Source organism: Anabaena sp. WFMT, from assembly GCF_051781005.1.
GTDB lineage: Bacteria > Cyanobacteriota > Cyanobacteriia > Cyanobacteriales > Nostocaceae > Anabaena.
Genome location: NZ_JBPWOA010000019.1, coordinates 24,189 through 50,867 on the forward strand (window position 1 = coordinate 24,189; position 26,679 = coordinate 50,867).

The 26,679-nt window shown below is 38.9% G+C and carries 21 protein-coding genes; 11 read left to right on the plus strand and 10 right to left on the minus strand.

Going from position 1 to position 26,679, the window contains the following annotated elements; all coding sequences use genetic code 11:
• Positions 1 to 88: 88 nt before the first annotated feature.
• Positions 89 to 3,871, minus strand: a complete 3,783-nt coding sequence (bchH, locus tag ACSQ6I_RS11630) for a magnesium chelatase subunit H (RefSeq protein WP_438890496.1) — start codon at positions 3,869 to 3,871, stop codon at positions 89 to 91.
• A gap of 394 nt (positions 3,872 to 4,265) precedes the next feature.
• Here bchH and ACSQ6I_RS11635 point away from each other — a divergent pair, with 394 nt between their 5' ends.
• On the plus strand, positions 4,266 to 5,210 hold the full coding sequence (locus ACSQ6I_RS11635; protein ID WP_438890497.1) for an N-acetylmuramoyl-L-alanine amidase: 945 nt from the start codon (positions 4,266 to 4,268) through the stop codon (positions 5,208 to 5,210).
• Between the two features lie 319 nt (positions 5,211 to 5,529).
• Here ACSQ6I_RS11635 and ACSQ6I_RS11640 read toward each other — a convergent pair whose 3' ends face one another.
• Complete coding sequence (locus tag ACSQ6I_RS11640) at positions 5,530 to 6,531, minus strand: CHAD domain-containing protein (RefSeq protein ID WP_438890498.1); 1,002 nt, start codon at positions 6,529 to 6,531, stop codon at positions 5,530 to 5,532.
• Positions 6,532 to 6,760: 229 nt separating this feature from the next.
• Positions 6,761 to 7,165, minus strand: a complete 405-nt coding sequence (locus ACSQ6I_RS11645; protein ID WP_015215736.1) for an NIL domain-containing protein — start codon at positions 7,163 to 7,165, stop codon at positions 6,761 to 6,763.
• Between the two features lie 45 nt (positions 7,166 to 7,210).
• Here ACSQ6I_RS11645 and ACSQ6I_RS11650 point away from each other — a divergent pair, with 45 nt between their 5' ends.
• The gene (locus ACSQ6I_RS11650; RefSeq protein WP_438890499.1) at positions 7,211 to 7,801 is read left to right on the plus strand and encodes a thioredoxin family protein; all 591 of its coding nucleotides are present in this window, start codon (positions 7,211 to 7,213) and stop codon (positions 7,799 to 7,801) included.
• Positions 7,802 to 7,972: 171 nt separating this feature from the next.
• On the opposite strand, the gene ACSQ6I_RS11655 is transcribed toward ACSQ6I_RS11650, so the two are convergent.
• Both ACSQ6I_RS11655 and ACSQ6I_RS11660 read right to left on the minus strand, forming a co-directional pair.
• A complete protein-coding gene (locus ACSQ6I_RS11655; RefSeq protein ID WP_438890500.1) occupies positions 7,973 to 8,200 on the minus strand; it encodes a DUF6737 family protein in 228 nt (75 codons plus the stop codon).
• Positions 8,201 to 8,312: 112 nt separating this feature from the next.
• Positions 8,313 to 8,810 carry a hypothetical protein gene (locus ACSQ6I_RS11660; RefSeq protein WP_438890501.1) on the minus strand — a complete coding sequence of 166 codons (498 nt, stop codon included), beginning with the start codon at positions 8,808 to 8,810 and terminating at the stop codon, positions 8,313 to 8,315.
• A 576-nt stretch (positions 8,811 to 9,386) separates the two neighbouring features.
• Here ACSQ6I_RS11660 and ACSQ6I_RS11665 point away from each other — a divergent pair.
• A complete protein-coding gene (locus tag ACSQ6I_RS11665) occupies positions 9,387 to 9,845 on the plus strand; it encodes a DUF1499 domain-containing protein (protein WP_438890502.1) in 459 nt (152 codons plus the stop codon).
• Positions 9,846 to 9,975: 130 nt separating this feature from the next.
• Positions 9,976 to 10,434, plus strand: a complete 459-nt coding sequence (locus ACSQ6I_RS11670) for an EVE domain-containing protein (RefSeq protein ID WP_438890503.1) — start codon at positions 9,976 to 9,978, stop codon at positions 10,432 to 10,434.
• 120 nt (positions 10,435 to 10,554) lie between these two features.
• Here ACSQ6I_RS11670 and murG read toward each other — a convergent pair whose 3' ends face one another.
• Entirely contained in the window at positions 10,555 to 11,628 is a 1,074-nt protein-coding gene (gene murG / locus ACSQ6I_RS11675; RefSeq protein ID WP_438890504.1) for an undecaprenyldiphospho-muramoylpentapeptide beta-N-acetylglucosaminyltransferase, read from the minus strand.
• An 84-nt stretch (positions 11,629 to 11,712) separates the two neighbouring features.
• Here murG and ACSQ6I_RS11680 point away from each other — a divergent pair, with 84 nt between their 5' ends.
• Positions 11,713 to 12,525, plus strand: coding sequence for a nuclear transport factor 2 family protein (locus ACSQ6I_RS11680; protein ID WP_438890505.1), 813 nt, complete (start codon positions 11,713 to 11,715; stop codon positions 12,523 to 12,525).
• A 244-nt stretch (positions 12,526 to 12,769) separates the two neighbouring features.
• Here ACSQ6I_RS11680 and pip read toward each other — a convergent pair whose 3' ends face one another.
• The 4 genes from pip to ACSQ6I_RS11700 form a co-directional block, all read right to left on the minus strand.
• Positions 12,770 to 13,717, minus strand: coding sequence for a prolyl aminopeptidase (gene pip / locus ACSQ6I_RS11685; protein WP_438890506.1), 948 nt, complete (start codon positions 13,715 to 13,717; stop codon positions 12,770 to 12,772).
• Between the two features lie 1,518 nt (positions 13,718 to 15,235).
• The gene (locus ACSQ6I_RS11690) at positions 15,236 to 16,822 is read right to left on the minus strand and encodes a diguanylate cyclase domain-containing protein (RefSeq protein ID WP_438890507.1); all 1,587 of its coding nucleotides are present in this window, start codon (positions 16,820 to 16,822) and stop codon (positions 15,236 to 15,238) included.
• Between the two features lie 377 nt (positions 16,823 to 17,199).
• A complete protein-coding gene (locus tag ACSQ6I_RS11695; RefSeq protein ID WP_438890508.1) occupies positions 17,200 to 17,910 on the minus strand; it encodes a hypothetical protein in 711 nt (236 codons plus the stop codon).
• Between the two features lie 40 nt (positions 17,911 to 17,950).
• On the minus strand, positions 17,951 to 18,985 hold the full coding sequence (locus tag ACSQ6I_RS11700) for a hypothetical protein (RefSeq protein ID WP_438890509.1): 1,035 nt from the start codon (positions 18,983 to 18,985) through the stop codon (positions 17,951 to 17,953).
• Positions 18,986 to 19,767: 782 nt separating this feature from the next.
• On the opposite strand from ACSQ6I_RS11700, the gene ACSQ6I_RS11705 reads away from it, so the two are divergent.
• From ACSQ6I_RS11705 to ACSQ6I_RS11730, 6 genes are all read left to right on the plus strand, one after another.
• Positions 19,768 to 20,700 (plus strand): carbohydrate ABC transporter permease, encoded by a 933-nt coding sequence (locus ACSQ6I_RS11705; protein ID WP_438890510.1) that lies wholly within the window; start codon positions 19,768 to 19,770, stop codon positions 20,698 to 20,700.
• A gap of 169 nt (positions 20,701 to 20,869) precedes the next feature.
• A complete protein-coding gene (locus tag ACSQ6I_RS11710) occupies positions 20,870 to 22,534 on the plus strand; it encodes an FAD-dependent oxidoreductase (RefSeq protein WP_438890511.1) in 1,665 nt (554 codons plus the stop codon).
• Between the two features lie 123 nt (positions 22,535 to 22,657).
• Positions 22,658 to 24,091: an ATP-binding protein gene (locus ACSQ6I_RS11715; RefSeq protein ID WP_438890512.1), complete on the plus strand. Its 1,434-nt coding sequence runs from the start codon at positions 22,658 to 22,660 to the stop codon at positions 24,089 to 24,091.
• Positions 24,092 to 24,245: 154 nt separating this feature from the next.
• Positions 24,246 to 24,629 carry a hypothetical protein gene (locus ACSQ6I_RS11720; RefSeq protein ID WP_438890513.1) on the plus strand — a complete coding sequence of 128 codons (384 nt, stop codon included), beginning with the start codon at positions 24,246 to 24,248 and terminating at the stop codon, positions 24,627 to 24,629.
• A gap of 52 nt (positions 24,630 to 24,681) precedes the next feature.
• Complete coding sequence (locus ACSQ6I_RS11725) at positions 24,682 to 26,076, plus strand: ATP-binding protein (RefSeq protein ID WP_438890514.1); 1,395 nt, start codon at positions 24,682 to 24,684, stop codon at positions 26,074 to 26,076.
• Positions 26,077 to 26,281: 205 nt separating this feature from the next.
• Positions 26,282 to 26,671, plus strand: coding sequence for a COG3650 family protein (locus ACSQ6I_RS11730; protein WP_438890515.1), 390 nt, complete (start codon positions 26,282 to 26,284; stop codon positions 26,669 to 26,671).
• Positions 26,672 to 26,679 lie beyond the last annotated feature (8 nt).

The window sequence follows — 26,679 nt, forward strand, 5'->3', positions numbered from 1 at the left end:
GAAATCATATAGCAGATGTTCTTTCTTTAATTGTAAATGTGTTGGGTTGCACTTTGTTTAACCCAACCTACGATTGATTTTGAATTGTTTACACCGCTACTCCTTCCAATTGTTCATCAGTCAAATCATACAATTTCCGCAGTTTATCCAACTTGTCTTGATCAGCTTGCCACAAACTGCGTCCTGATGCTTCTAACATTCTCCCCACGATATTTCTAAAAGCTTCAGGATTTGCTTTGCGTAATTTTTCTGCCATTTCTGCATCTAAAGCATAGGTTTCTGCGGCTTGGTCATAAACCCAATCATCTCGAAAATCAGCAGTACCACCCCAACCGATTAAAGCTGTCATGCGTTGAGAGATTTCAAAAGCACCACCAGAACCTTGATTAGCCATTGCGTCAGCCCATTTGGGGTTTAGCAACTTGGTTCTGTATTCCATTCGCAACAAATCATCTAAATTGCGGGGTGTGGTGTCTTTAGAGAAACTTTCTACAAAACTAGCAGTTACCTTTTTCCCGCTTTGTTTTTCTGCGGCTTTTTTCAAACCGCCTGTATTCGCATAGTATTCCTGAATATCAGTTAAACCATATTCTACCGAATCTATTTCTTGAACAATGCGATCGCTCGTTTTTAATAAAGTCTGCAATACTTCCGGCCTAGCTTGTCCCTTATCCTGTCTCCCATAGCTAAACACATTGCGGCTTTCCCAAGTATCCCCCAACTCTTCCCCAGACTCCCAATTACCATCGACAACTCTATCATTAACCAACGAACCAAAATCACCAGATGGATTAGAAAACAACCTCGCCGAAGAATTTTCTACACCTTGCGCTTTTAAAGCCAAAGCGTGTTTTCTAATAAAATTCATTTCCTCCGGTTCATTAGCATCAGCAGCACGTTGAAATAAATCATCCAACAACTCAATAATATTCACAAAACTATCTCGAAAAATACCTGATAGATTTGCTAACACATCAATACGTGGATGACCAACTTGATCAAGAGGTTTCAAATCATATCTAACTATTCTTCCCGTTCCTTCCTTCACAGGTTCAGCACCCACCAATTCCAACAAAATTCCTAAAGATTCACCCTTGGTCTTAATCGCATCCAAACCCCATAACAAAACTGCCACAGTTTCAGGATAATTCTGATTATCATTTGAATGTTGAGAAATAATTTTCTTGGCAATTTCTCTACCCCGTTCAAAAGCAGCAGGAGAAGGCATTCTATAAGGATCTAAAGCATGAATATTTCTACCCGTAGGTAAAACACCAGCACCATCCCTTAACAAATCACCACCAGGTGCAGGAGGAATAAACTCACCATTCAAACCACGCAAAAGATTCGTTAACTCATCAGTAGATTGATTTAATAACCTTGTAATTTCCTTTTTTTCTTCTTCTCTTTCTTCTTCCTCTCTTCCTTCGCGCTCTTCTCTTCGAGACACTTCGTGAACGCGCCTACCCTGCGGGAACTGCTTCGCAGAACGCGGTTCAATATCTTCCCCAAAATAAGCATCCAAATAACCAGCTAACTCCTCCTGATTTGGTGCTTCACCTAGAGTATGTAAACCAGAAGAAAAAAGACGGTTTTCGAGAACTTGCAGATACTCATACAACTTCACCAAATAATGGTCAAAAGCATGATTACTAAACATCCTCACATTTTCCGGTGTAAACGGAATACCCAACTTTTTCGCATCATCAAAAGGACAATCTACCTCCAAACCAGTATCAACAATCTTCTTACAAATCCCTTCTTTTAACAGATAATTTTTTTCTGTATCCTCTCGATATTCAGCAATTAAATCTCGTAAATTTACTAATTCCTTATATAAACCAGCGCGTCCATAAGGTGGGACATTGTGAGAAATTAATAAACCATAACCGCGACGTTTAGCTAAAATTGATTCTGAAGGATTATTAGCAGCATAGATATATAGATTTGGCAGATTTCCTAAGAGAATATCAGACCAAGAATAACCAGTGTTACCTAAAGGAGAACCGGGCAACCATTCCACAGTTCCATGCATTCCAAAATGAACAACTGCATCAGCTTGAAAATCATTTTGTAACCATTTATAATAAGCTGCATATTGGGGATGGGGCGTTAAATCTCTTTCAAACATTAACCGCATTGGGTCGCCTTGAATTCCTAACGGTGGTTGTACACCTATCCACACATTTCCTAATTGTACACCACCAATATTAAACTCATCTCCATAGGTTTTAATGCCGCTACCTGTGAGATATTTCCATTGTTTTTCAATTCTGGATGTTTGGAGATATCCTAACCATTTTTCTAATGTTCGTGCATTGACAGTAGAACCCCCACTAACCCCTCCGTAAGCCAGAGGGGAAATACCTTTCTCCCTGTTAACAATAGGATTAATTTCATCTGCTTCTTTAATTTGGCGAATTAATTCTTCCCCATCATCAGGAATATCACCAACTGTATAACCTTGTTCTTGAAGTGCATGAAGTAATTTAATCAAACTGCGAGGAACATTTAATAATGCAGCAGTTCCCACTGCACCATAACCAGGGGGAAACCCATATAAAATAATTGCTATTTTACGTTCTGAGATAGGTTTTTGTCGCAATGAAACCCAGCTTTTGACTCTATTAATTAAACGCTGAACTCGTTCGGGAACTAAATAAATTTTTTCACCTACTAAACCACCCAGTGGAATAGTATCAATTGCCCCATCTAATTCTGGTAAAGCATATAAAACCACACTTTGTAAACCACCTACACCTTGACGTACCCAAGAATAAATATCTTGAATTAATAAAGGTGCAGCGACAATATAAGGAACATTTTTAGCTGTGAGAATGCGTTTAGCAACTTCTACCTGTCTTCCGGCTTCCATTGAACCAGCGGGGCCACCAACTAGGGGAAATCCGATAGTAGAAACTACAGCATCTACTTTCACGGCTTCTGGGGAAAGGGAAGGGGTTTCAATGTTACCGAGTTGACGTTGTTGAGTTTCGTAGTCGGTTGTCATCCAATCACGGACGACTACGTGTCCTTCTACACCGTTGATAAAAATTGGTAAAGGTGTTAAACCCGCTTCTTCAAATTTACGAATGAGTTGGGGAATATAGGGTAATTTGGTAATAACGTGCTTTCGGTAAAGTAAAATACCAATGATTGGGGACTGGGTAATTTTATTCCTTTCTTTCTCCTGACTCCTTCTTTGATACCATTCTAAGTATGCTTTGGGTGATGTAAAAAACCCTTGATAATCAGGATGTAATAACCCCATGTTGGGGGTTTCGATGGGTGGGGGGATGTCACCGACTCTTAAATCTAAGTATCTTTCCGCGAGTGTCAAAAATAGAGAAGCGACGTTTTCTGAACCACCTGCATTCCAGTAACCGTAGATAATTAACCAGTTGCGTAAGTCTTGGACTTTTTGGACGGGAACGAATTTGAGGAGTTTGGGACCGATTTTGAGGAAGCTAATATAACCTGCGAGTTTATCTTCTTCTTTACCATTGCTGAATTTGTCAAGGATGAATTTAACGGGTTTTGGCATTCCTTTAGGTTGATCACCGATCGCAAATGCTCCTATTTTTGTTAAACTCATCAACTCTAGTGCTGACTCGAAAATAAGCCGGATAGGGATGTTAGCGATCTGTTCCCGTAACCATAAAACTTCGTCATAGTCAAAGATTAAGCTACCGAAAAACACATCTGCACCTTGGAGTGCGGCTTTTATTTCGTCGCGCTTAGTGATAATATCGCGATCGCTAAACACCCGAATATCCAACTCTTTGACCCGCGAATTCGCCAAAACAGCTGCATCTCGGTACAAGTCAGCGTTAAATGATTCAAACCCTGCAATCAAGACGATGCGTTTCATGCCTTAAGTTATTAAATCTTTCTTTGCTTTTATCTTAAACATTGTTGCAGGTTCATGGTGGGAATATCTACCTATCATGCTTAGATTTCAGCCTTTTTGCTGATAGCCATTAGCTGACGGAACTGATGCTGACATCTCAGTTATATTATGATTGCCTAAATCTCTAGTTACTACTAATTTGGTTAAATTATGATGTGGCAGATTGTAGGTAAATGAAGTATGAAATTTAAACCAAAAACCAAGTATCAAAAGGGTTTTACTCCTGACTCCTGACTCCTGACTTCTGACTCCTGCTGTATGTGATATCATAAATCTGTGTTTTTTGACTACAAAAAATCCCAAACAAGCAAATTTTCTTCTTTAGATATTTTGAAAGCAAGTTGAGGATACACCTATGAAATTTGGCATTGATATCGGGCATAATTGTCCTCCAGATACTGGAGCTAGAGGCATTAAAGTTGAAGATAATTTAACTGTAGAGATAGGTAATAAAGTTATAGCTAAGTTAAAAAGTCTAGGACATGAAGTAATACCCTGTAAACCCGCTAGTGCTAGTACAGTAGGTCAATCTCTTGGCAGACGTTGTGATACAGCTAATAGGAACAAAGTCGATATTTTTGTTTCTATTCATTTTAATGCCTTTAATGGACAAGCTAATGGCACAGAAATATTTGCCCAAAGCGATGCTGGCAGAAAAATTGCCAAACCAGTATTAGATGAAATCATCAAGTTAGGCTTTTTTAATCGCGGTGTCAAGAATGGTTCTCATTTGTATGTGATTAGAAATACAAATATGCCAGGAATTCTAATTGAATGTTGCTTTATTGATTCAGCAAAAGATATGCAACTATATGATGGCGAAGCAATGGCTAGTGCGATCGTCAAAGGCTTAACTGGTAAAGTTGCATCTGCTCCTGTGAACGCCGTCCCAGATGCGTCAGGGAACAAAGATACTAGTATTTTGAGGTTACAAAAAACCTTAAATCAACTCAAAATCACCGATAAAAATGGTAAAACTTTAGACGAAGATGGCATCACGGGACCAGCAACAACCTCTGCTGTTGAAAAGTTTCAAAAACTTGTAGGAATTCTCCCAACGGGAATGGCAACAAGTAGTACCACTTGGACTGCATTGAACGAGATATTAGCCAAGCGAGTTGTCCAAGGAACCCATACTAGTGGTGTGGTAATTAGATACTTGCAATTTCGTGTAGGTGCTACTCCTGATGGGATCTACGGCCCACAAACAGAAGGGGCAATTAAGAAATTTCAACAGCAGAATGGTTTAACTGCTGATGGAATTGTCGGGGCAATGACTTGGCAAAAATTGATTGGTTAGTATCAACTTTTCCCCTAAAAGTAGGGTGCATTAGGCTTCCTTAACACACCAATCATCAATTGCAAACAATTGGTGTGTTTAAAACTCCAACTTCTTAAATCAGATTTTTAACTCATCTTTGGGGTTGCGGACTATGGTAAAGCGATCGCACTTAATACTAATATGAAGTTATATAGAATCAGATATCAAGAATAATTGACCGCAGATAAACGCCGATAAACACAGATAGAGATGCATAATTCAATTGATATCATTATTCTGTGCAGCCTCACATGAAATTGGTTTACCTTCTATCTGCTGTATTTAGGCACACTATAAATTAATCTTTTTTTTCCTTTTCCTCATTATCTGAAACTGTAGGTTGTAGTACCGCTAAATGTAAATTATATCTAGTATCTGCTTGCAAATAACGTTGTTGTAGTGGTTGCCATTCTTGCCATAATTGATAACGATTTGCGGCTAATAACGTCGTTAGCCCTCGTAATTCAGTGTCAAGTTCTGATTTGAAGATATTCTCTAACCACTCATGTAAAACCATATTATCTTGGATCATTCCCAAGATTTCTTGGATATTTTTGACATTATTAATCTGTGCGGCAAAAGACTCACCATATAATTCAGTAAATAACTCCATTTGGTAACGGAGACGTTTGGCTTGTTTCCGCAAACTATGCAGGGTTTCACCTTCTATTTTGAGATGTTCTTCTAATTGGCTTGGTGTCCATTTTGTTTGCACTACTATTTCTGATTCAACAATTTTAGTACCAATTAGCCATCCTGGATGTAAGCAAAATTCACTAACTTCTGGTGAGAGTAAATCTGGTAATACGTGATGAATGGGTACAGATGAGAAAGTTTGATAACTGGGATTTTTTAACCAATCTTCACATTGATTTTTAAAAGATTTATAAGCTTCATCTTTAAATGTTTTCTGAACATGAGAAAATGCAGTTTCCCGTTGTTTATGTAATGTAGTAAGTGCTGTTTGTAGAAATTCTTGTTCTTTTTCAACTAAATGGGGTTTGTAATTCTTTTCCAGAATTTCTTCAAGTACATCTAAATCTCTAAGACTACCTAAAATTCGGGCAAGTTTACCGATATTTTTATCACTGACTGATTTTGGTAAATTTAAATATCTCTCAAATCTACTAACGGCCGTGCGTAGACGACGCATTCCTACGCGCATTTGGTGTACTGCTTCTGGATCTTCGTCTTTTTTGACTGATTTTTCCCATTTTATAGTTTTCTTAAAGTGTTTTTCAATTGCTTGATATGCACAGTCTCCTAGAGTTTTGATTGTTGTGGTTGTGGCTAAAGTCATAATTGATAACAATTAACTATTTAACAGGTTTTTGCATGATAGCACTAGTCAAAAATTAACATCTATCCTTTTATATATTTTTTTAACAACAATTGAGACTTAATAATATTTGGTATTTTGCATTTTGAGATACTTGATAATTTAAGATAGATGTGCATGATTTGCTAACTATCACTTGTGTATTTAAATAAAAATTAAGTGAAGTAACATCAGGTGGACTGAGCAGTTTTTAGAGATTAGTTGAGATAGCCTGTACTGGACAAGTTGGAATACACTGTTCACAGACAATGCAGCGCGATCGCGTGAAGGTGAGTTTATAAGTCGCTGGATTGAGGGAGAGGGCTTCAGTCGGACACACCCCAGTACACAAACCACAGTCAACGCATACATCTTCGTCAATCACAATTTCCCCTAAATTATGGGAAACACTGATGTGTTGCGATCGCATCCACTCAATCGCTGCATCCAACTGATCAATATCCCCAGATAGTTCCACCACCAATTTACCAATTTGATTGGGGGCAACTTGAGCGCGGATAATATTAGCAGCAACGTTGAAATCTTTTGCGAGTCGGTAAGTGACAGGCATTTGAATGGCACGTTTAGGAAAGGTGAGGGTAACTCGTTTTTTCATAAATAGGTAAAATGAAAATGCTTAATAAGTTTTAATAAATAAGTTATGAGTACAGATGCACCTGTGAATTCTCCCATCAAGCCTGAATCTACCTTTGGCAGACGTGTGAGAAACTTCCTCATTGTCATTGTAGCGATCGCACTAAGTTTAGCGCTATTTTTAGGACTCCGAACCCAGACAGACTCAGTTTCCCTCACCCAATTAGATCAAGACTCTACACCCTTAGAAGTAGCTCTCACCAATAATCAACCCACTTTAGTAGAATTCTATGCTGATTGGTGTACCGTCTGCCAAAAAATGGCTCCAGATATGGCCTTATTAAAACAACAGTATGCAGACAAGCTCAATTTTGTCATGTTGAACGTAGATAATACCAAATGGCTGCCAGAAATGCTCAAATATCGCGTAGATGGCATTCCCCATTTTGTGTTTTTGGGCAAGCAAGGAGAAGGTGTAGCCGAAGCAATTGGTGATATACCCCGTTCCATCATGTCCAGTAACTTAGAAGCCTTAATAAGTGGTTCTGCCCTTCCTTATGCCCAAGCCAGCGGCCAAACTTCCAAATTCTCAGCCCCAATATCAGCTGATGGTAATCAAGATGATCCTCGTAGTCATGGTAGCCAAGTTGTTAATTAAGTAAGAATTCAGGAGTCAGGAGTCAGGAGTCAGGAGTCAGGAGTCAGGAGAAAGAAGAAGGAAGAATATTTTTCTCTTCTGTTAAGAGTTCCCTGCTATATAAAACATTCTGTATCCTGAATCCTTACCATTACCTTATATATTCAGGACTTAGCATTCTGCACTCCTGAACTAAATTTTATCTTCCAAAACACCACTTTGAATCATGAGTTTTGGCCAGATTAACACAAAAAATCCCATCCAAATTAATAGAGGTATAGCAACGAGAATTGTTAACCAGATGATTTTAAATATTAACCAGCTACCGCTAATTAAAGTTATCGTTGTAAGTATTATTGACCAAGGTTGACACCACCAAGGTTTATAATTCCAAGGGTTTATAAGCTTTTGTTCAGACATTTTTATTACTAAAAAGAGTTTTTTATCAAAAAAAGGTAAAATGCAAGGAGTAGAAATAAGAGGAAAACGATTTGTAGTAGTAAGTTAGTCCACTACAACCGGAGAACTTTTATCATCGTCCATCAGGATTCCATTTATCTAATGCTATATATTGGTTCTGCACCAAATCTAAAGGCTCAATGACACCACTAGAACTGGACACACGAAACCAATAAACTGGACTAGTAGTTTTGTCTGAATGATTTTCAAACACGCTAACTACATAAAAAGGCGTATCGGCAGTAGGAGAACTTTCAACAACTGCGGCAAGTCTGATACTCCCCCTAGAAAGTGCTGCAATTTCTCGTCCTTTGCGTTGCACTTGTGGTAGATTCCAGACTAAATTAAAAGCTTTTTTTTCGTCTATCGTTTTGGTAACTTGAGAACTTTTCACCGCAGTCGTTTTGTTTGATTTGTTTGGAGATGTTAAGTAAGATAATCTCTGGTAAGTATTGATTTCCTGACTATAACCAATGTTTTCAATGGTTGAATATGCACCTAGCACTCCTGTAACTAATAACGCCATTAGAGGGTAATGAGTCAATTGTTTCTTGGTGTTACCCCTAAGCATAATGATGCACCTCCGTAATAAAGTAATATTGATCCCCATATAACTAAGATACCAGGGGTTAGACCCCCTATGTCTAGTCTTGACAAAAGTGTAGATGTTGCTGTAGGTGGTTTGAATTGGGGATAGACAATAGCGATCCCCATTCCATATTACACCCAAGGCTGGCAATGCAGAAACAACAGGATGCGATCGCTAATTTAACCTTTGATATAGCAATTCTTTTTCAGTTGTGAACAAGACATTTCAACGTTCACACAGCGCATAGCACGGAAACTCACAGGGCGCAGAGGCAGAGAACAAATAGATGTTATGCCTATGGCTCTAAGGGATATACTAAAAACGGGTTAAAAGTGTCATTCTGAACGAAGTGAAGAATCTCCGAGATACTTCGCTGCACTACGTTACGCTCAGTATGACATAAGTCCAGATTTTACCCTTTTGCAGTATAGATATCTCATTTAGGAGCGATATATGTTAATATTGTTTCTTAGCTTTCTAGATTGTCAGAAAGTAAACGCCTAATTATTAGGTTGGTGTAATAAACTGGATATTGTAATTGTAGCCATCAGAAAAAATATGTTTTCACAGAAATTACAGGGTGTTATTTTCGCAATACTTTTAACCATAAATATTTTAATATTTCCTGAAATTACTTGGGCTTTAGGAATTGAGTCAGGTCATCTCACCTCTTGTCCAGCTTCCCCTAATTGTGTTGTTAGTCAAAATAATGCTGATGCTGAACACACCATTGAAGCAATTCCTTATCATCTAGACCATGATCAAGCTAGAGAAGCATTACTAAAAGTTCTAACGGTTGTACCCCGAACAGAAGTAATAGAACAAACAGATAATTACATTCATGCTCTTTCTAAAAGTCGTATTTTTAAATTTATTGATGATGTGGAATTTTATTTACCTGCCAATGAGCCAGTAATTCATATACGTTCAGCCTCTCGTGTGGGAGATTCTGATCTTGGAGTCAATCGCAGACGTGTGGAGCAAATTCGTCTGGCTTTGCGCGACCTCAACATTTAAAAGAAGAAGACAGGAGTTCAGGAGTTCAGGAGTATGGTTTACCATAAGCCACGCTGCGCTATCAGGATAATATTGAGAACTCCTGGCAATTTTAGCTGGCATCCGCTTTTACATAGCTATTCTTAAAAATATGGATTCAATAAATTATTGGCTGATGAAATCAGAACCAGAAGTTTACAGTATTGCTGATCTGCAACAACAGCATGAGACTATTTGGGATGGTGTACGCAATTATCAGGCTCGCAATTTTCTCCGCCAAATGCAGCTAGGAGACTTAGCTTTTTTTTATCATTCTAATACTAATCCCCCTGGGATTGTGGGGTTAATGCGTGTGGTTAAAATAGGTATTGCTGATCCCACACAGTTTGAGCCAACAAGTAAATATTATGACCCTAAATCAACTCCTGAATCCCCACGCTGGCAAACGGTAATGGTGGAATTTGTTGAGACTTTCTCTAATCCTATTTCACTATCAACACTCAAAGAGAAATTTAGCGCTGATGAACTACTTTTGGTAAGACCAGGAAATCGGTTATCGGTGATGCCTGTGTCGTCAGCAGTAGCTAAGAAAATACAGAATGTTGCATAGAAACTGCCGCAGGTATCGCTAGTTATCAATATTGTTTTGTACTCAAATTATGCTGTAGCTACGCCATTAAAGACCTACTAAAAGGGGCGCTGGGTGCAAATTTACACCCCCTTTAGTTTTCTACTGTTCCACAACTTCTCGCACCAAAGCAGCTAACTTATCAGCACTATCGGGAGATGCGATCGCTTTTGCCCTCTCTCCCATCTTCGCCAACTCTGTGGGTGACTGCAATAAATCCAAAACGCGCTTTTGTAATATCTCCGCTGTCAACTCCGACTGTTTAAAAGTCAATGCTGCACCAACATCAGTAAAAACAGCTGCATTATAAGATTGATGATCTTCAGCCGCAAAAGGATAAGGTATCAAAATTGCTGGTGTACCACATACAGCCAATTCTGTTAAACTTCCAGCCCCAGAACGACTAATAGCTAAATTTGCCCGTCGCAACAAAGCTGCCATATTGTCATAAAAAGGCAAAGATATATACTGCGGATGTTGCAGACTATCAACTTCTGGATCTTGATCGCCTGTTAAATGTACTATATAAGCGCCAGCGTCAAACCAAGCTTGAGCAGACTGGCGAACTAGTTGATTAACCGCCACTGCACCCTGACTACCGCCAAAAACGACAATTAAGGGAACACCGTCAGGAATTGGTAAGTCTAGAGTAATATCAACTCCTGCATCTAGGAATTGCGATCGCACGGGAGTACCCACACACACATTTTTGGAACGGGGTAAATATTTTGCAGCAACTTCAAATCCCACCGCCACTGCACTACACCAAGGGCCAAAAAAGCGGGTAACTTTACCGGGTAAAGCGTTAGATTCATGAAAAACCACAGGTAAACCCAAAGAACGAGCCGCAATAACCGCAGGCCCTGCAATATAACCCCCCGTGGTAAATAATCCCTGGAAATTTCCCTGTTTTAGAATGCGTCTCACCTCTAAAATTGAACCCATCAGCTTCAACAAAATTCGGAGAGAAGAAAGACCGAAACCTTGCTGAAAGCCTTCAACTGCAATCGTATTCAGAGGATATTGCCCTGGAACAAGCTGCGTTTCTAGTCGGTTGGGGACACCGAGCCATTCAATTTCATAGTTTGGCAGTTTTTGCGCCAGTGCGATCGCTGGAAACAAATGTCCACCAGTCCCACTAGCAGCTATCAGTAATCGTATTGGTGCGTTTGCCATCAAAGCTATACCATTTAGCGCCTAGCTTAACTAAGATAAAACAAATTCCTTACTTTCTCTTATCAAATCAGTAAACTCTTACTAATGACTAACATTATTGCCTTATTAATGAAACGCAACAAAACCTTTCCTGTGGGTATTTCCCTAGCTTCGTTCTTACTGACACTTGGTTTCAGTAGTACTGGGCAAATTGCTCAAGCCAATACACCAGAAACAGCACCCGCAGCACTTAAAACCCTGCTAACTCAAATTGATACAGCTTCCAATCGGGGTGATGTTAAAGGTGTAATGCAATTTTACAGCCCCAATTTCACTCATGGCGATGGATTAAACCGCCAAACAATGGAACAATCATTGAAGTCTTTTTGGAAGCGGTATCCCCAACTACGGTACAGCACACGCCTGCAATCTTGGAAAACTGAAGGCAAGAACATCATTGCAGAAACAGTCACTACCATCACCGGTCTACCTTCTACTAACAGTCAGAACCTAGCTCTCAACTCCACAATTACATCCCGTCAACGTCTTTCAGGTACAAAAATCCTGCGTCAAGACATTTTATCAGAACGTACCCAACTTACCTCTGGGCGCAAACCGCCGCAAATAGAAATGAAATTGCCAGAACAGGTAAAAGTGGGTCAGAAATATAACTTTGATGCGATCGTTCAAGAACCATTAGGAAATGATTTCCTCCTGGGAAGTGCGCTAGAAGAAACCATCCAACCAAACAAATATCTCAATCCCACAGCAGTAAATCTAGAATTACTCACTGCTGGAGGACTATTTAAAACCGGACTCGCACCATCTACCCCCGGACACCAATGGATTTCTGCTGTCATTCTCCGCAATGATGGCATGACAATGATCACCCAGCGTTTAAAAGTAGTGAAAAAGTAATTAATTTAGTCAGTGGTAATATACAGCAGAATTCAGGAATCAGGAGTAAAACCCGCTTGATCCTTGGTGTTTGGTTTAAATTTGTACTTCATTTACCTGAAATATGCTGTAACTACCACTGAAAAACCTTATAAACTAGCTTTATTTCCATCCCTTTCGCGCTCTCACACTCTGTGCCTCTGCGCCTCTGCGTGATAAAAAAATATTGAAAATGCTTTCTGTAGAAAAACAAACAGAATATAGGTTACAAATCTGCAAACTTATCTGTCGCCTCAATCAAAGCACTACGAATACCCGGTTCACTCATCGAATGTCCCGCATCAGGAACAACAATAAATTCCGCTTCTGGCCAAGCTTGATGCAATTCCCAAGCCGATACCATTGGACAAACCACATCATAACGTCCTTGCACAATCACCCCTGGAATATGACGAATACAGTCAACATTTAATAACAATTGATTGTCAGATTCAAAAAATCCACCATTCATAAAATAATGGCATTCAATCCGCGCAAAAGCCGCCGCAAATTCATCATCACCAAACTGCTGTATCAACGACGGATCTAATAACAACTTACTTGTACTCGCTTCCCAAATTGACCAAGCACGCGCAGCTTCTAGTTGAATTTGTAAATCTGGACTTGTCAAGCGTTGATAATAAGCTGTAATCATATCCCCTTGTTCAGCAGCGGGAATAGGTTTAAGGTATTCTTCCCAAGCATCAGGAAAAATATAACTAGCACCTTCTTGATAAAACCAACGCAATTCTTTTGGTCTGAGCATGAAAATACCACGCAGAATTAATCCTTTGCAACGAGAAGGATGGGTTTGACTGTAAGCTAATGACAAAGTACTCCCCCAACTCCCACCAAATACCACCCATTTTTCTATACCTAAATGTTCACGTAATTTTTCAATATCGCTGACTAAATCCCAAGTAGTATTTTCCCGCAATTCAGCATGAGGACGACTTTGACCACAACCACGTTGATCAAACATTACCAAACGCCATTTTTCTGGGTGGAAATATTGCCGATAAAATGATGGACATCCACCACCAGGACCACCGTGTAATAAAACAATTGGCTGACCTTGGGAATTACCTGATTCTTCAAAATGAATCGTGTGCAATTCAGAAACCTGTAAATTACCTTCTCGGTAAGGTTGAATGAGTGGATATAGTTCTCGCATTTTCTCAATTTTAATAAAAGTAATACTATTTTATTGATTTATTGATGACTTACATACTAAAGCTTTTTGTATTTGGCATTTTGGCAGATTTTCTGTTTGTTGCATTGTTATCCTAGATTCGCGAATGTCTTTGTGCGATAATTCCGACTTGCAGAATCCCTCGGTCTATAACCGGGGGTCTTTTTTTAGGACTCAAGCTGCGTGTCACACTCAATGCAAGATTGTAGGGTGTGTCAGACTCCAAAATTCGGTAAAAATTAACAGATTTTCGGCATCTGACGCACCTGACTAATATGCCTGATGATTTATTTGCCTAAAAAGCACCAAGATTTGGCTAATTTTAATCATTCGGTATATAAACAAGCCAAGAAACTTACTACAAAACCGCTTGAGGTAGTCCCTAAGCGGCTTTGGTAGTGCATCTATATTGATGCCCTATTTTTGGTATAGAGGGTTCGGTATAAAGTCCTAATCCCTTAATTCAAGAGAATTTTGAGCTACCAGGAAAAATTACAAAAATCCATCATTTGACGTATTGAAGATAACTAACAAACCTTTCCTTCCGATAGAGTGAATTGCTTGGTGAGCAAGATAAATTGGTATCAAGACTAGTCCACATTCCAATGTCTTTGATTCTATCCTCCAGTAACTGAACTTTGCTGGAGGTGATTTTTTAATCGGGATATGATAAGACACAAAGCTATGAAAAAGCGCCAGTGAAAGCGGATTAAAAACTGGCGCTGAGATTCCATCAGTTGTGTACATGTTATCAACTAAAGTTTAGAAGACAGAAAGATTAGCCAATTTTCTTAAAATTCAATCATCTGAAATATTAAGAATTTTTTGGCGATTCTGTCTTCAGTACCACTAATATTTTGCTGCCAGAAAAAATACGAGTTTTCCTAACAGTTTCAGTGGCTCACTAGTTTCTATTGGAATGATAGTCCAATAAGTTAATGTTAATAATTAACTTATTAGTTCTTAACAATTCAATCGGACTGTAATCTATCAATAAAATACCTGTAGCGTGCCTAATTGATGAATAAATTTATTAAGTAATGTAGATAAAATAGAACAGATTTGTTCATAAATAGTTGAGAATTTCTATATTAGGTTGTTATGAATGATTAAGTAATATTTGCTAACATATATTGGCAATTACTTCTGCTGATGGCAGATAGCTAATACAAAAATTATTTTCCGTAACCCTTATTTTTCCGTTAGCAATTCTCAATAAACAAACTTTATCGAGAACAGATGGGAAATCCCAAAGCCTTATTTAGTAAGGGTTAAACTTGATCAAGCAAGGAATCTAGGACTTGCTACACCATAGCCGCAACGGCGAGAGGCTTAAAATTATGAATTTTTGGTTCTTCACAAAAGATTTAACTGCCCCTCTCCGCGTCGGAGTGTCGGAAGCTGGCAATCTGAACTTTTCAAGATAGAGGGGTTGGGGAGAGGTTCATCGAATTCACCTAAAATAGCAAAATAACATTTGTGGCTGGGAATAATCGGCAATTAAATTCCATAATATACACAGAAGGTATTGCGTCCTAGAGCTTTCGCCCTGTAAAGTGCTTGGTCAGCTGCGGCAATCATATCTTCTTGGGCTGTCTCATCTGTAGGAATTATACTGACAATACCAATACTCAAAGTTACTAGCTCACTTGCTAAAGAACATTGGTGAGGGATGGCTATCCTGGCTATTTCTTGTTGGATCTTTTTGGTGATATAAATTGCTCCTTCTAAATCAGTATTAGGTAGTAAGATCACAAACTCTTCTCCACCATAGCGAGCTACTAAATCAGCAGGGCGGTTGCAGCTTTGTACCATTGCTTGTGCTACTTGCCGCAAACATTCATCACCTGCCTGGTGTCCATAGTAATCGTTATAATACTTAAAATAATCTATATCACCCAGCAGCAGCGCTAAGGGTAATTTTTCCCTTTTTAGTCGTAGCCATTCATGACTGAGTGAGTCATCAAAGCACCTGCGATTGGCAATTTGTGTTAATCCATCTAGATTTGCCAAGCGTAGTAATTCTTTATTTGCCTGTTTAAGAGCTTCCTCAGTCTTTTTGCGGGCAATAAATCCACTCAATTCTAGAGCAACGGCATTTACCAATTCTACAAGTTCTGAATTATAGTCTAAGAGCGATCGCTTGAAAAAGCACATCACCACAAGTACCTCTCCCTCTATGGAGATAGGTACAGCAAATGCAGTTTTTAATCCTGCATCCTGTACCAGTTCAAGCCTTAAAAATACATCTTCCCCCACTTGTAAAACATCTTCAATCCATTCCAGTTGCTGCGTTGCCCAAACTCGGCCTATAAGTTTTACTCCATAGGTAAAAGTGTAATTTAAACTTGCTTGATGAAACTGTCTTAACGCTTGATCAGAACATTTGTAGTGAGCTTGACTTAGTTGCAATGATGTACCATCTACGTTTGTGATCCAAGCCTCACCATAGTCCCAATCAATCATCCGACAAACCTCACGCAAAACATCCTCTAGAGCATGATGTAAATCGGGGGCTTGACTGACTAAATTAATTGTTGTTAGTAACAATTTAAGTTTGGCTTCAATTCGCTTGCGCTCCTGAATTTCCTTGATTAAAACCTGATTGTGTTGATAAAGTTCCTGTCCTTGTCTAACAATAGTGAGTTGATGATGAACTCTAATTAATACTTCTTCTGCTTGAAAAGGTTTGGTAATGTAGTCAACACCTCCCATTTCAAACCCTTTCACTTTATCGGCAGCATTATTCAGGGCGCTTAAGAAAATGATGGGAATATGACGAGTTTCATGGTTTTTTTTCAGCATTGAGCAGACTTTATAGCCATCAAGGTTTGGCATCTTGATATCCAACAGAATGAGATCTGGTGCGTCAACTTTCACTGTATCTAAGGCAACTTCTCCACTGATTGCTTTTCTAACTTTGTACCCCTCCTTGCTAAGGATTACAGATAATGTACGCAAGTTGTCTGGATGATCATCAACTACCAGTAAATTAGCTCTGTACTCTAATGCTGCTGTTTTCACTAACAAAATTGAGGTTGAATTTTTGAGACTGTAACCGAATTCACCTTGAATCTGGTAAGACATTTATTCACAAAGCTTGGCATTTTTAAGAAAAAGTTTTCCTTAGATTACTCTAAATATTCCTTTATAAATGGCGAAAAACTTGATATCAAGTTGCTAATAAGATCATTGCTCACTAGTGATGCTTTATTATGCACGTTACATTAGAAATAGCTCATAATACAATCTCAACTTTATCTAAACTTTGCACTGACTTTTATTTTTATCTTAATTAATGCATTGGCAGCTATTCATACCAATATGAAAATTGTTTTTAATGCTAGGGGTTTTATCCAGGCAATAAGGCAAAAGGAAGTGTAATAAGAAAATTACCATGCTTTCCTGAGAAAGACATGGTAATATTTAATAACTTATTCTATGAGGTATATACTAGGGTCAGCCTATTGAAGAGCAGCCCTTAGTTCTCTCAGCACTCTACCAGCTTCTTGAAAATTTTCATCTTGCGAAAGCTTCTTAAGAGTCTCAACATTACTTTCACGAACAATCTGGTTGTAGGCACTAATAGCAGCATTCAACTGATTGATATCCACATTCGCTGTATTAATATCTACATTATTTGTTGGATCTACCTGGGCAATCACAGAAACATTCTTTAAAGATTTAGTACTTGCTACTGGCTGTCCTGGGGTTAATTGCCCAACAGGAAGCCCAGGAACAGAGGCTATGCGAGAGAAGCAGAGACGAAATAGGTTTTTTACTAATTCTTGCACTGTCGATGATGAAGCACCTAAATTGACAAATTGGGTGTTCACTGTCGTAGCTGCATTTTCAGCACCTTCTCTGCCTACGATGAGAATGATAATGAGGCTATTTCTCCTAAAACTGTTAATGATATTGACAGCAGTTAAATTCAACTTATCTTGAATTCTGGGTGAGGGATTAATGATCCCATCATTACCCACAGACACACCATCACCTGCTTGTGTTCCTGGATTATCAAAACCGAAACTATCACCAGTCACACCCGATGAATCTGGACTAGTTCCTGGAACAACAAATTGACCAGCATTGGTTCTGAGAGGGGAAAGTACTAGAGAACTCAATAACATCAATACTAGTCCGACTTTGAGGGTCAATTTTTGCTTACTCATGCTTTTGCCTTAAATTTCAGCAGTGAAAAAATTTGGATGATTAGAACTGGAAAATATACCCTGCACTCAGACTAAAGCCAACACCATTATTCAAATTATCAGTTACGTCGGTGAAAATGGTGTTAACAACTATGGGAGTATTCTTCAAAGGAACAAAAGAAGCTCCCAGGTTGAGACTGTTTCCAGTCCAACTGCTGACCAGAGATGCTGCTGGTGCAACTCTTAAACCTAAACTACCAAAAACATTCACTGCATTCTCATTGGCTTGACGCGCACCTTTAGACGCAAAGCTACCAGAACCAAGACCAACAGAAACAGTTACTAGATTAAATGATTTGGTAACTACTCCGTAGATGGTCTCTTTTGCTTGGTTTGCTTCTCCCCATTTGACTGGGTTTGACCAACCAACAGCTACGGCTGTACCATCTTGTAAATATTTATGCAGTTTAAAACCAACTGTTCCACTATCACCAAAGTCGCCGAAGTTCTCTTCTTGACCACCTACACTAATAATATTAGTGGCAACTTCTAGACCCACAGATTTTACTGCATCTCCTAAACCGAAACCAAGAGACAGAGAACCGTCAACATCGCCGTCTTCTAGGGGGAAGAATGCTCCACCACCAATGAATGCTTGACCAAAACTTGCACCATAAGCGGTAGGTGTACCAGCACTTGATGAAGGTGCTGCGGTTAATCGACGTTTACCTGTTGATCCCACAATGGGTTCGATTAACAACTGTTGGCGCAATTCATTGCTTTCACCAAAAGTATCGCCGACACTTCCAGAAGAATCTATTTGAGCAATTAACTTTGGTTGCTGCTTAATAGCAATAGGTTCAACTTGTTGGGAATCCACTAGCTTTGGTGCCAGTGCTGTTTCTTCTGCTGTCACCTTTTGTTTATCAGGTAAAGAAGATAGTTGTGAAGTTTGGCTAGAAATTACTTCACTGCTTTGATTGTCAATAAGTAAGTTCTCAGCAGCAGATGCGGGCTTGTGGGAAATAGCTGTAGCGAAAAAAAGGCAACTTAGGATAGTTGCTTCTATAAACCTCACCCAATTAAGGGCTATCATAGTCGAAAATTTTGTGTTCGTCAAAGTCTTGCTCCTCACAGTGTTGTTATGCACTAGAAAAATTATACCAGGACTGTTACTTTAAAAATAAAAGTCTTAAAGGTAACATTTTATAAAGTAAATATAACCCTAAAGATACAAAAAACAAGCGATCGCGCCAATTAATTGATTTGCTGTCTGGTTGCATGGTGCAAGCGAATTATATTTCGCCACAATAACCCATGCAAGTGTTATCTAGAATAGACTTTAACAAAACAAGCTCAGGAGAAAATTGCCCACAATCAGCATTTTCTGAGTATAGGGGAACAAAAAATTGACAACTCAAGTCTTCATCCCAATGCCTAAAAATTGCATATTATTGATACAAATTAGATGACTATGTATTAGTTATAATTATCGAAGAAAGACGTGATATCTTTGTCTGATATGATTAGCAAATGTGGAAAATACGTACAAAGTCAAAGAGTTTAGATTTTACCGTTGGTAAAGTTTGATATTCACCTTACGTATAGATGCGGTGATGCTTTTCAAATCCATAAGAGAACAGAGCGGTTTATGATTTACACCACGCTGTATTATTCAGATGTTTGCAGAGATATACAGCAGTTCTCGGTCGAATGCAATACAATCGAGGGCGGGGTTTCCCCGCCCCTACAGGTTTTGCAATTCACTGACTGTATCTCACTCAATTGGACACCGCTATAACTAAATCAACTGCAATTAAGGTAATATATATTTTTATATAATGTAGAGCCTCCATTGCTGAAGGCTTAAACATAACTATGATTAATCAATTCATGTCTAAAAATCGGATTTTTATTCAACAGAAATTAACGCCTTATTTATTTTTATTACCAGCTTTAGTTATCTTAAGCTTAACTGTTTTTTGGCCAGCCCTGCAAGCATTTTATCTCAGCTTTACCAGCTATCAAGATATTGGGGAAGCGCCTAAATTGGTGGGTTTTGACAACTTTCTCCGTTTGTGGAAAGATGTTGTTTTTTGGAAAACCTTAGAAAACACCTTTCTCTATCTTGTTGGTGTTGTGCCAATTTTGGTAATTGCTCCTTTAATTTTGGCAATTTTGGTAAATCAAAAACTGCGGGGAATGAATTGGTTTAGAACTGCATATTACACTCCTGTGGTAATTTCAATGGTAGTTGCAGGGATAGCTTGGAAATGGTTATATGCTGAGAACGGGTTGCTAAATCAATTTATCAAAACTTTAGGTATATTTCCTGAAGGAATTCCCTGGCTAACTAGCCCAGTAAAAATATTAGGAATTGTACCGATTTCTCTTGCTAGTGTCATGGCTGTGACTATTTGGAAGGGTCTAGGTTACTATATGGTAATTTATTTAGCTGGACTGCAATCTATTCCTGTTGATATCTATGAAGCAGCAGCAATTGATGGTTCAGATAGTATTCGTAAACATTGGGATATAACCATTCCTTTAATGCAGCCTTATTTAGCTTTGGTAGCGGTAATTTCTGCTATTTCGGCTACTAAAGTATTTGAAGAAGTTTACATAATGACTGGAGGTGGTCCTCTCAATAGCTCCAAAACAATTGTTTACTATTTGTATGAGCAAGCATTTAGTAATTTAGAAATTAGTTATGCTTGTACAATTGGTTTGGTGTTATTTTTAATAATTTTGGTTTTATCAGTTTTACGCTTGGTTGTGAATCAACAAGATAGTAATAATTTAGGGATGTGATCTGAAGTAATATAGCAGAATCCAGGAGTCAGAAATTAGGAAAAAATATCCATATTCTGCTATTTTGATTATGGGTAATCGAGTTTGAAAAGGTTGTGCGAAGAAAAATATAATAGGTAAACTTTTATTTGCACAATAATCGGAATTGGAAAAAACAAAGAAAAAAATTATGAATAAACCGATGATTCTGACGGTGGATGATGACCCACAGGTGTTACAAGCGATCGCTCGTGATCTACGGCGAGAATATGGCGATCGCTTCCGCATCTTGCGTGCAGACTCAGGCGCACAGGCACTAGAAGCCATCAAAGAATTAAAATTACGCAATGAAACAGTAGCCTTATTTCTGGCAGATCAGCGAATGCCACAAATGACCGGGATAGAATTTCTCCAAGAGGCAATCACCATCTTTCCCGAAGCCAAAAGAGCATTACTAACAGCCTATGCTGATACCGACGCTGCGATCGCAGCCATCAATAAAACCAATATCAACTACTACCTCACCAAACCTTGGGACCCACCAGAAGAGAAACTATATCCCATACTCAACGATTTACTCGATGACTGGTTAGCCTCCTACCATCCACCCTTTGAAGGCATTCGCGTTGTTGGTAATCGTTGGTCTCCTGACTCCCATAACATCAAAGATTTCCTCGCCCGCAATCACGTTCCCTATCAATGGTTAGACATTGAACGCGACCAAGAAGCACAAGATTTACTCAACTACAGTGGTGAAAACAAACTCAGCCTCCCCCTCGTCATTCTAGGAAACGGAGAACGTTTAGTCAAACCGAGTAATATTCAAATCGCCGAAAAAGTAGGACTGCAAACCCAAGCCAAACAACCATTTTATGACCTAGCCATTATTGGTGGTGGCCCTGCTGGTTTAGCCGCCGCAGTTTATGGCGCATCAGAAGGGCTAAGAACGGTGATGATCGAACGAGAAGCCCCCGGAGGACAAGCCGGTACAAGCTCTAGAATTGAGAACTATCTTGGCTTTCCTGTCGGTCTGAGTGGTGCAGATTTAGCCAGAAGAGGAGTTACCCAAGCCAAACGCTTTGGTGTAGAAATTCTCACACCCCAAGAAGTCATCGGTATTCGCATCAACGACTCCTATCGTTACGCCATTCTTAAAGACGGTTCAGAAATTGCTTGTCATGCCTTAATGTTGGCTATGGGAGTATCTTGGCGACGTTTAAACGTACCCGGAATTGAAAAACTCACAGGTCGCGGTGTCTATTATGGCGCAGCTATGACTGAAGCAATGGAATGTAGTAACGAACAAATCTACATCATTGGGGGAGCTAACTCCGCCGGACAAGCAGCCATGCACTTTAGTAAATTTGCCAAACAAGTGCATATGTTAGTTCGCGCAGACAATCTCGGTAAGGGAATGTCACAGTATCTCGTTGACCAAATTAGCGCTACAGAAAATATCATCGTTCAACTTAATTCCAGCGTCATTGAAGCTAAAGGAGAAGATAGTTTAGAAGCTTTGACTATCCTCAACAATGTCACCGATGAACAGGAAACAGTACCAGCAAACTCACTATTTATTTTTATCGGTGCAGTTCCTCATACCGACTGGTTAGAAGGCATTGTAGAGCGAGATGAGCGCGGTTTTATCCTCACTGGCCCAGATTTGCTTAAAGATGGGAAACGTCCCAAGGGATGGTATGCAGACAGAGATCCTTACCTCCTAGAAACCAGCATACCCGGTATTTTTGCTGTTGGTGATGTGCATCATGGTTCCGTGAAACGCGTTGCTTCAGGAGTCGGTGAAGGTTCTATTTGTGTGAGTTTTATCCATCAGTATCTTGCTAAGGTTTTGTGAGGAGTCAGAAGAATTTTAGATTTTGGATTTTGGATTTTGGATTACACAATCTAAAATTTAAAATTGCAAATCCAAAATTGAAGGGCAGGAGTCAGAAGAAAGATACATCTTGACTAATGACCAATGACCAATCACCCCCCCCTATTTGGATGTTTAATTGCAATGCTGGAAATAGAAGCTTTACGCGAAGTGAAACTGTTTGCAGACTTAACTGATGAACAGTTGCGGTGGTTGTGCGAACAAGGAAAAGAGGTCTGGCTTGAACCTGGTGATATCCATCGTGCTGCGGGAGATCCTGCGGATCAAGTCTTTATCTTGATTGACGGTGAAGTGCAAGTTACTCAACAAGTAGGTAATCAAAAGATTATTTTGGTCAATTATGGCTCAAAAACCTTGTTTGGTGAGTTGCTAATGTTAACGGGAGAAACCCGATTACCTGGTACTGGTAAAGCTGTGCAGCCTTGCCATATTCTGGAATTAGACAAAGATATATTTTGGCAAATGCTTGCTACAATGCCTGCTGTGACTACTTCTATTTTGCAAACAACAGCGCAACGGTTACAGGAATTACAATCTATGTCCCAGCAGCGGGAAAAATTAGCTGCTTTAGGAACGATGGCTGCTGGACTTTCTCATGAGATGAATAATCCAATGGCTGCGGTCAGACGTGGTATTGGGGAACTGCAACAGCTATTTCAAGATTTACCATCTCTGGTTCTCCAACTGAGTCAACAGCAACTGAATCAGGAACAAGTCAAATATTTGGCTACTTTGCAAAAAGATGTAATTGAGCGGCAGCAAAAGTTTTCCCAACTCTCTCCCTTGTCTCAGTGCGATCGCGAAGATGAATTAATCGACTGGCTAGAAAATCATGGAGTTAAGGATGGTTGGAAATTAGCTCCTACCTTAGTTGCGATCGGACTAAATTGTGAAGACATCGACAAAATTACCCAGCAAGTACCCACTGAGTCTTTAGGAGCCATCTTAGCCTGGCTAGAAGCCACGTTAACGGGACTGGCATTGCTTTCTGAACTAGGAACAGGTTCAGCCCGTGTATCAGAGCTTGTGAAGGCACTTCAGGATTATTCCTACATGGATAGCGCCCCTCTGCAAGAAGTCAATGTCCATGAAGGCATAGAAAGTACCCTGAAAATGATGCACCACAAATTCAAAGATGGCATAGTCATAACTAGAGAATACGGTAATTTACCCAGAATTAGCGCCTACGCTAGTGAGTTAAATCAAGTCTGGACAAATTTGATTGATAATGCCTTAGATGCCATTGGTTGTGAAGGTCAAATTTACATCCGGACTAAATGCGAAAATGAACAAGTTTTAATAGAAATTGTTGATAATGGACACGGTATCTCACCAGAAATTCAATCCCGCATTTTTGAACCTTTTTTCACTACCAAGAGTGTTGGACAAGGTAAAGGATTAGGTTTGGATATCGTTTACCGGACTGTAGTTGGCAAACATCAAGGTGATATCAAATTTACCTCCTGTCACGGTAATACCTGCTTTCAAGTTCGTCTACCCGTTGAAATTAAAGAATAGCTAGTTATAACCATAATGGGCAGCAGCGGAATTTCTCTCTTCTGTGAATCCTCACTAGCAACTTACGTTAAATTAGTGGTTCTAGAAATTCACTTGATCTTTGATTGTAAATCGAATAACCTAGACGGTCAGTTATCTTTTTTTTAGGAAGTTTATGAACAAAAAACTCATACTTAATTTACTTGCCAGTTCTTCCATTTTTACATCCTTAATTTCTACACTAGGGGTAATCAATCCTGCCCATGCTAGTACTGATCTTCAACAGCGATTAATACACACTAATGATAATCGCACCTGTATCACTAATCCCCACGGTCTTAAAGATTTTGTCTGTATTCGAGATTCCGAAAGAGATCCAAAGGCTACTCCTGTAACCAAACCGACAGTAATCTCGGCACAAGCATCTGATAGCGAAGTTGCAGAACTGAATTTTACATATGAAGAAAGCGAGGCTGCAATTAGGTTATTTACTTGTGACTGTCCATTTTGTATAAATTCTTTGCGACAGTTACGTGGTAGTGGTAGCCTGGTGTACTAATTTTCAGAAGTATTGGTGATTATAACCACCACTTCACTAATGAGGTGTTTTCATGGCAAAAGAATCAAGTTCGCTCACCCTTTTTCCCCAGTTGTCAGATGAAGTTTTGCAACATCTGAAGGAATATGGAACTGAGATAGATTTGAGTGGAGGTGAGTATTTATTTAAAGAAGGCGATAGCAGTTATGACTTTCACGTTGTTTTAGAAGGAGAAATTCAGGTTACAAAGCAATTAGGTGGTCAAGAAAAGATACTTGCTAAACATCAACGAGGTGAGTTTATTGGTGAACTTTCTATTCTCACAGAAGCTAATTCTATTGTTAGTGGATATGCAACTGTAGATAGTCGAATACTCAAGCTAGAACTCAAAACTTTTAAACAAATTATTGCTACTTTTCCTCCTTTAGCTGATATTGTTATCTCGACTTTAGCCGCAAGAACAAAAACAGTTGAGAAACAACTACAACAGCAGGAAAAACTGGCCTCTCTGGGTAAATTATCGGCAGGAATTGCTCATGAGTTGAAAAATCCAGCCGCAGCAGCAGCAAGAGTAGCAGAAGAATTACAAACTCGTTTTCAGGAAGCACAAACTCTAGCTTTACGACTGAATCAATATTCATTTACTAATGCACAATTAGATTTTTTGGCTGACTTCCAACATCAGACTCAAGCTGGTATGGTTTCAACTAAACTTGATTTGCTCATGCAGAGCGATATTGAAGATGAAATCACCGACTGGTTAGAAGAACATAAAGTAAGTAAAAGTTGGGAAATTACTTCAATTTTAGTAGATGCTGGTTTAGATAGCCAAAAACTAGAACTTATTACCCTAAAAATACCTGAAAATGCTATTAATGATGTCATTCATTGGTTAGCAGCTAATTTAACAACTGCAACACTAATTAAAGAAATTGAACAAAGTAGCGCTCGTATTTCTGAATTAGTGAAATCGGTTAAATCCTATGCTCACATCAATCAAATTCAAGTCGATGTTCAGCAAGTTGATGTCCATGAAGGAATTGAAAATACTCTCACCATGCTCCGTCATAAATTAAAAGGTGGTATTGATATAAAACGGGAGTATGGACAGAATTTACCATTTATCAGCACCTATGGTAGTGAACTTAATCAAGTTTGGACAAATTTAATTGATAATGCTATTGATGCTCTAGAAGGAAAAGGTAAAATTTGCATACGTACTTTCCAAAATGATAACTATTTAATAGTAGAAATTGCTGATAATGGATCTGGTATTCCTCCAGAAATTCAAGCCCGCATTTTTGAACCATTTTTTACTACAAAAGGAGTTGGTCAAGGTAGTGGTTTAGGTTTGGATATTGTTCATAATCTTATAGTTGATAGACATCATGGAAAAATTCAACTTCACTCCCAAGCAGGGGAAACACGCTTTCAAATTTTTCTTCCTATCGGGGTTGTACTAAATTAACTGGAAGGATGAAATATAGCGGTTCTCGGTTGAGTGAGATACAAGAACCCCACCCCCAACCCCCTCCCCGCAAGCGATGAGGGGGCTATGATGTATTTCATTCAAGTGCATACCGCTATAAATGTCTTTGATTTTTGCAGATATAATATAGAAATCCTATTGGATTGTTGGAAAAACTTAGTTTGTAGGATGGAAATTACTAATCATGAAATTTTTAACTTCTGCCGTTACTATATTAGGAATTGGTGCTAATTTATTAGTATCTGATCCGAGTATTGCTCAATCATCTAAAATTGAAGAATTTATTGCTAGCGGTACAGAACCATTTTGGAGTGTGACTGTCGGTAAAAGCGGAATTATTTATGCTTCTCCAGAAATGAAACAGCAAACTTTCCCCTATACCAAACCATTAAAAGCTGAAGGAAGGCCAACGGATGTAGTTAGAGTTTACAGGTTTAGAGATAGGGAAAACAATATATTAATTCTGAAAAAAGTGAGTAGCTGTAGTGATGGTATGTCAGATATAAATTATCCATATTCTGCTGTTTTTATTTTGGGTAATAAAGTTTTAGAAGGTTGCGCTGTTAAGAAATAATACAGCAG

Excerpts from the sequence above, each read along its gene's own strand:
- bchH (WP_438890496.1), bottom strand. The coding sequence starts at position 3,871 with ATGAAACGCATCGTCTTGATTGCAGGGTTTGAATCATTTAACGCTGAC.
- ACSQ6I_RS11635 (WP_438890497.1), top strand. The coding sequence starts at position 4,266 with ATGAAATTTGGCATTGATATCGGGCATAATTGTCCTCCAGATACTGGA.
- ACSQ6I_RS11640 (WP_438890498.1), bottom strand. The coding sequence starts at position 6,531 with ATGACTTTAGCCACAACCACAACAATCAAAACTCTAGGAGACTGTGCA.
- ACSQ6I_RS11645 (WP_015215736.1), bottom strand. The coding sequence starts at position 7,165 with ATGAAAAAACGAGTTACCCTCACCTTTCCTAAACGTGCCATTCAAATG.
- ACSQ6I_RS11650 (WP_438890499.1), top strand. The coding sequence starts at position 7,211 with ATGAGTACAGATGCACCTGTGAATTCTCCCATCAAGCCTGAATCTACC.
- ACSQ6I_RS11655 (WP_438890500.1), bottom strand. The coding sequence starts at position 8,200 with ATGTCTGAACAAAAGCTTATAAACCCTTGGAATTATAAACCTTGGTGG.
- ACSQ6I_RS11660 (WP_438890501.1), bottom strand. The coding sequence starts at position 8,810 with ATGCTTAGGGGTAACACCAAGAAACAATTGACTCATTACCCTCTAATG.
- ACSQ6I_RS11665 (WP_438890502.1), top strand. The coding sequence starts at position 9,387 with ATGTTTTCACAGAAATTACAGGGTGTTATTTTCGCAATACTTTTAACC.
- ACSQ6I_RS11670 (WP_438890503.1), top strand. The coding sequence starts at position 9,976 with ATGGATTCAATAAATTATTGGCTGATGAAATCAGAACCAGAAGTTTAC.
- murG (WP_438890504.1), bottom strand. The coding sequence starts at position 11,628 with ATGGCAAACGCACCAATACGATTACTGATAGCTGCTAGTGGGACTGGT.
- ACSQ6I_RS11680 (WP_438890505.1), top strand. The coding sequence starts at position 11,713 with ATGACTAACATTATTGCCTTATTAATGAAACGCAACAAAACCTTTCCT.
- pip (WP_438890506.1), bottom strand. The coding sequence starts at position 13,717 with ATGCGAGAACTATATCCACTCATTCAACCTTACCGAGAAGGTAATTTA.
- ACSQ6I_RS11690 (WP_438890507.1), bottom strand. The coding sequence starts at position 16,822 with ATGTCTTACCAGATTCAAGGTGAATTCGGTTACAGTCTCAAAAATTCA.
- ACSQ6I_RS11695 (WP_438890508.1), bottom strand. The coding sequence starts at position 17,910 with ATGAGTAAGCAAAAATTGACCCTCAAAGTCGGACTAGTATTGATGTTA.
- ACSQ6I_RS11700 (WP_438890509.1), bottom strand. The coding sequence starts at position 18,985 with ATGATAGCCCTTAATTGGGTGAGGTTTATAGAAGCAACTATCCTAAGT.
- ACSQ6I_RS11705 (WP_438890510.1), top strand. The coding sequence starts at position 19,768 with ATGATTAATCAATTCATGTCTAAAAATCGGATTTTTATTCAACAGAAA.
- ACSQ6I_RS11710 (WP_438890511.1), top strand. The coding sequence starts at position 20,870 with ATGAATAAACCGATGATTCTGACGGTGGATGATGACCCACAGGTGTTA.
- ACSQ6I_RS11715 (WP_438890512.1), top strand. The coding sequence starts at position 22,658 with ATGACCAATCACCCCCCCCTATTTGGATGTTTAATTGCAATGCTGGAA.
- ACSQ6I_RS11720 (WP_438890513.1), top strand. The coding sequence starts at position 24,246 with ATGAACAAAAAACTCATACTTAATTTACTTGCCAGTTCTTCCATTTTT.
- ACSQ6I_RS11725 (WP_438890514.1), top strand. The coding sequence starts at position 24,682 with ATGGCAAAAGAATCAAGTTCGCTCACCCTTTTTCCCCAGTTGTCAGAT.
- ACSQ6I_RS11730 (WP_438890515.1), top strand. The coding sequence starts at position 26,282 with ATGAAATTTTTAACTTCTGCCGTTACTATATTAGGAATTGGTGCTAAT.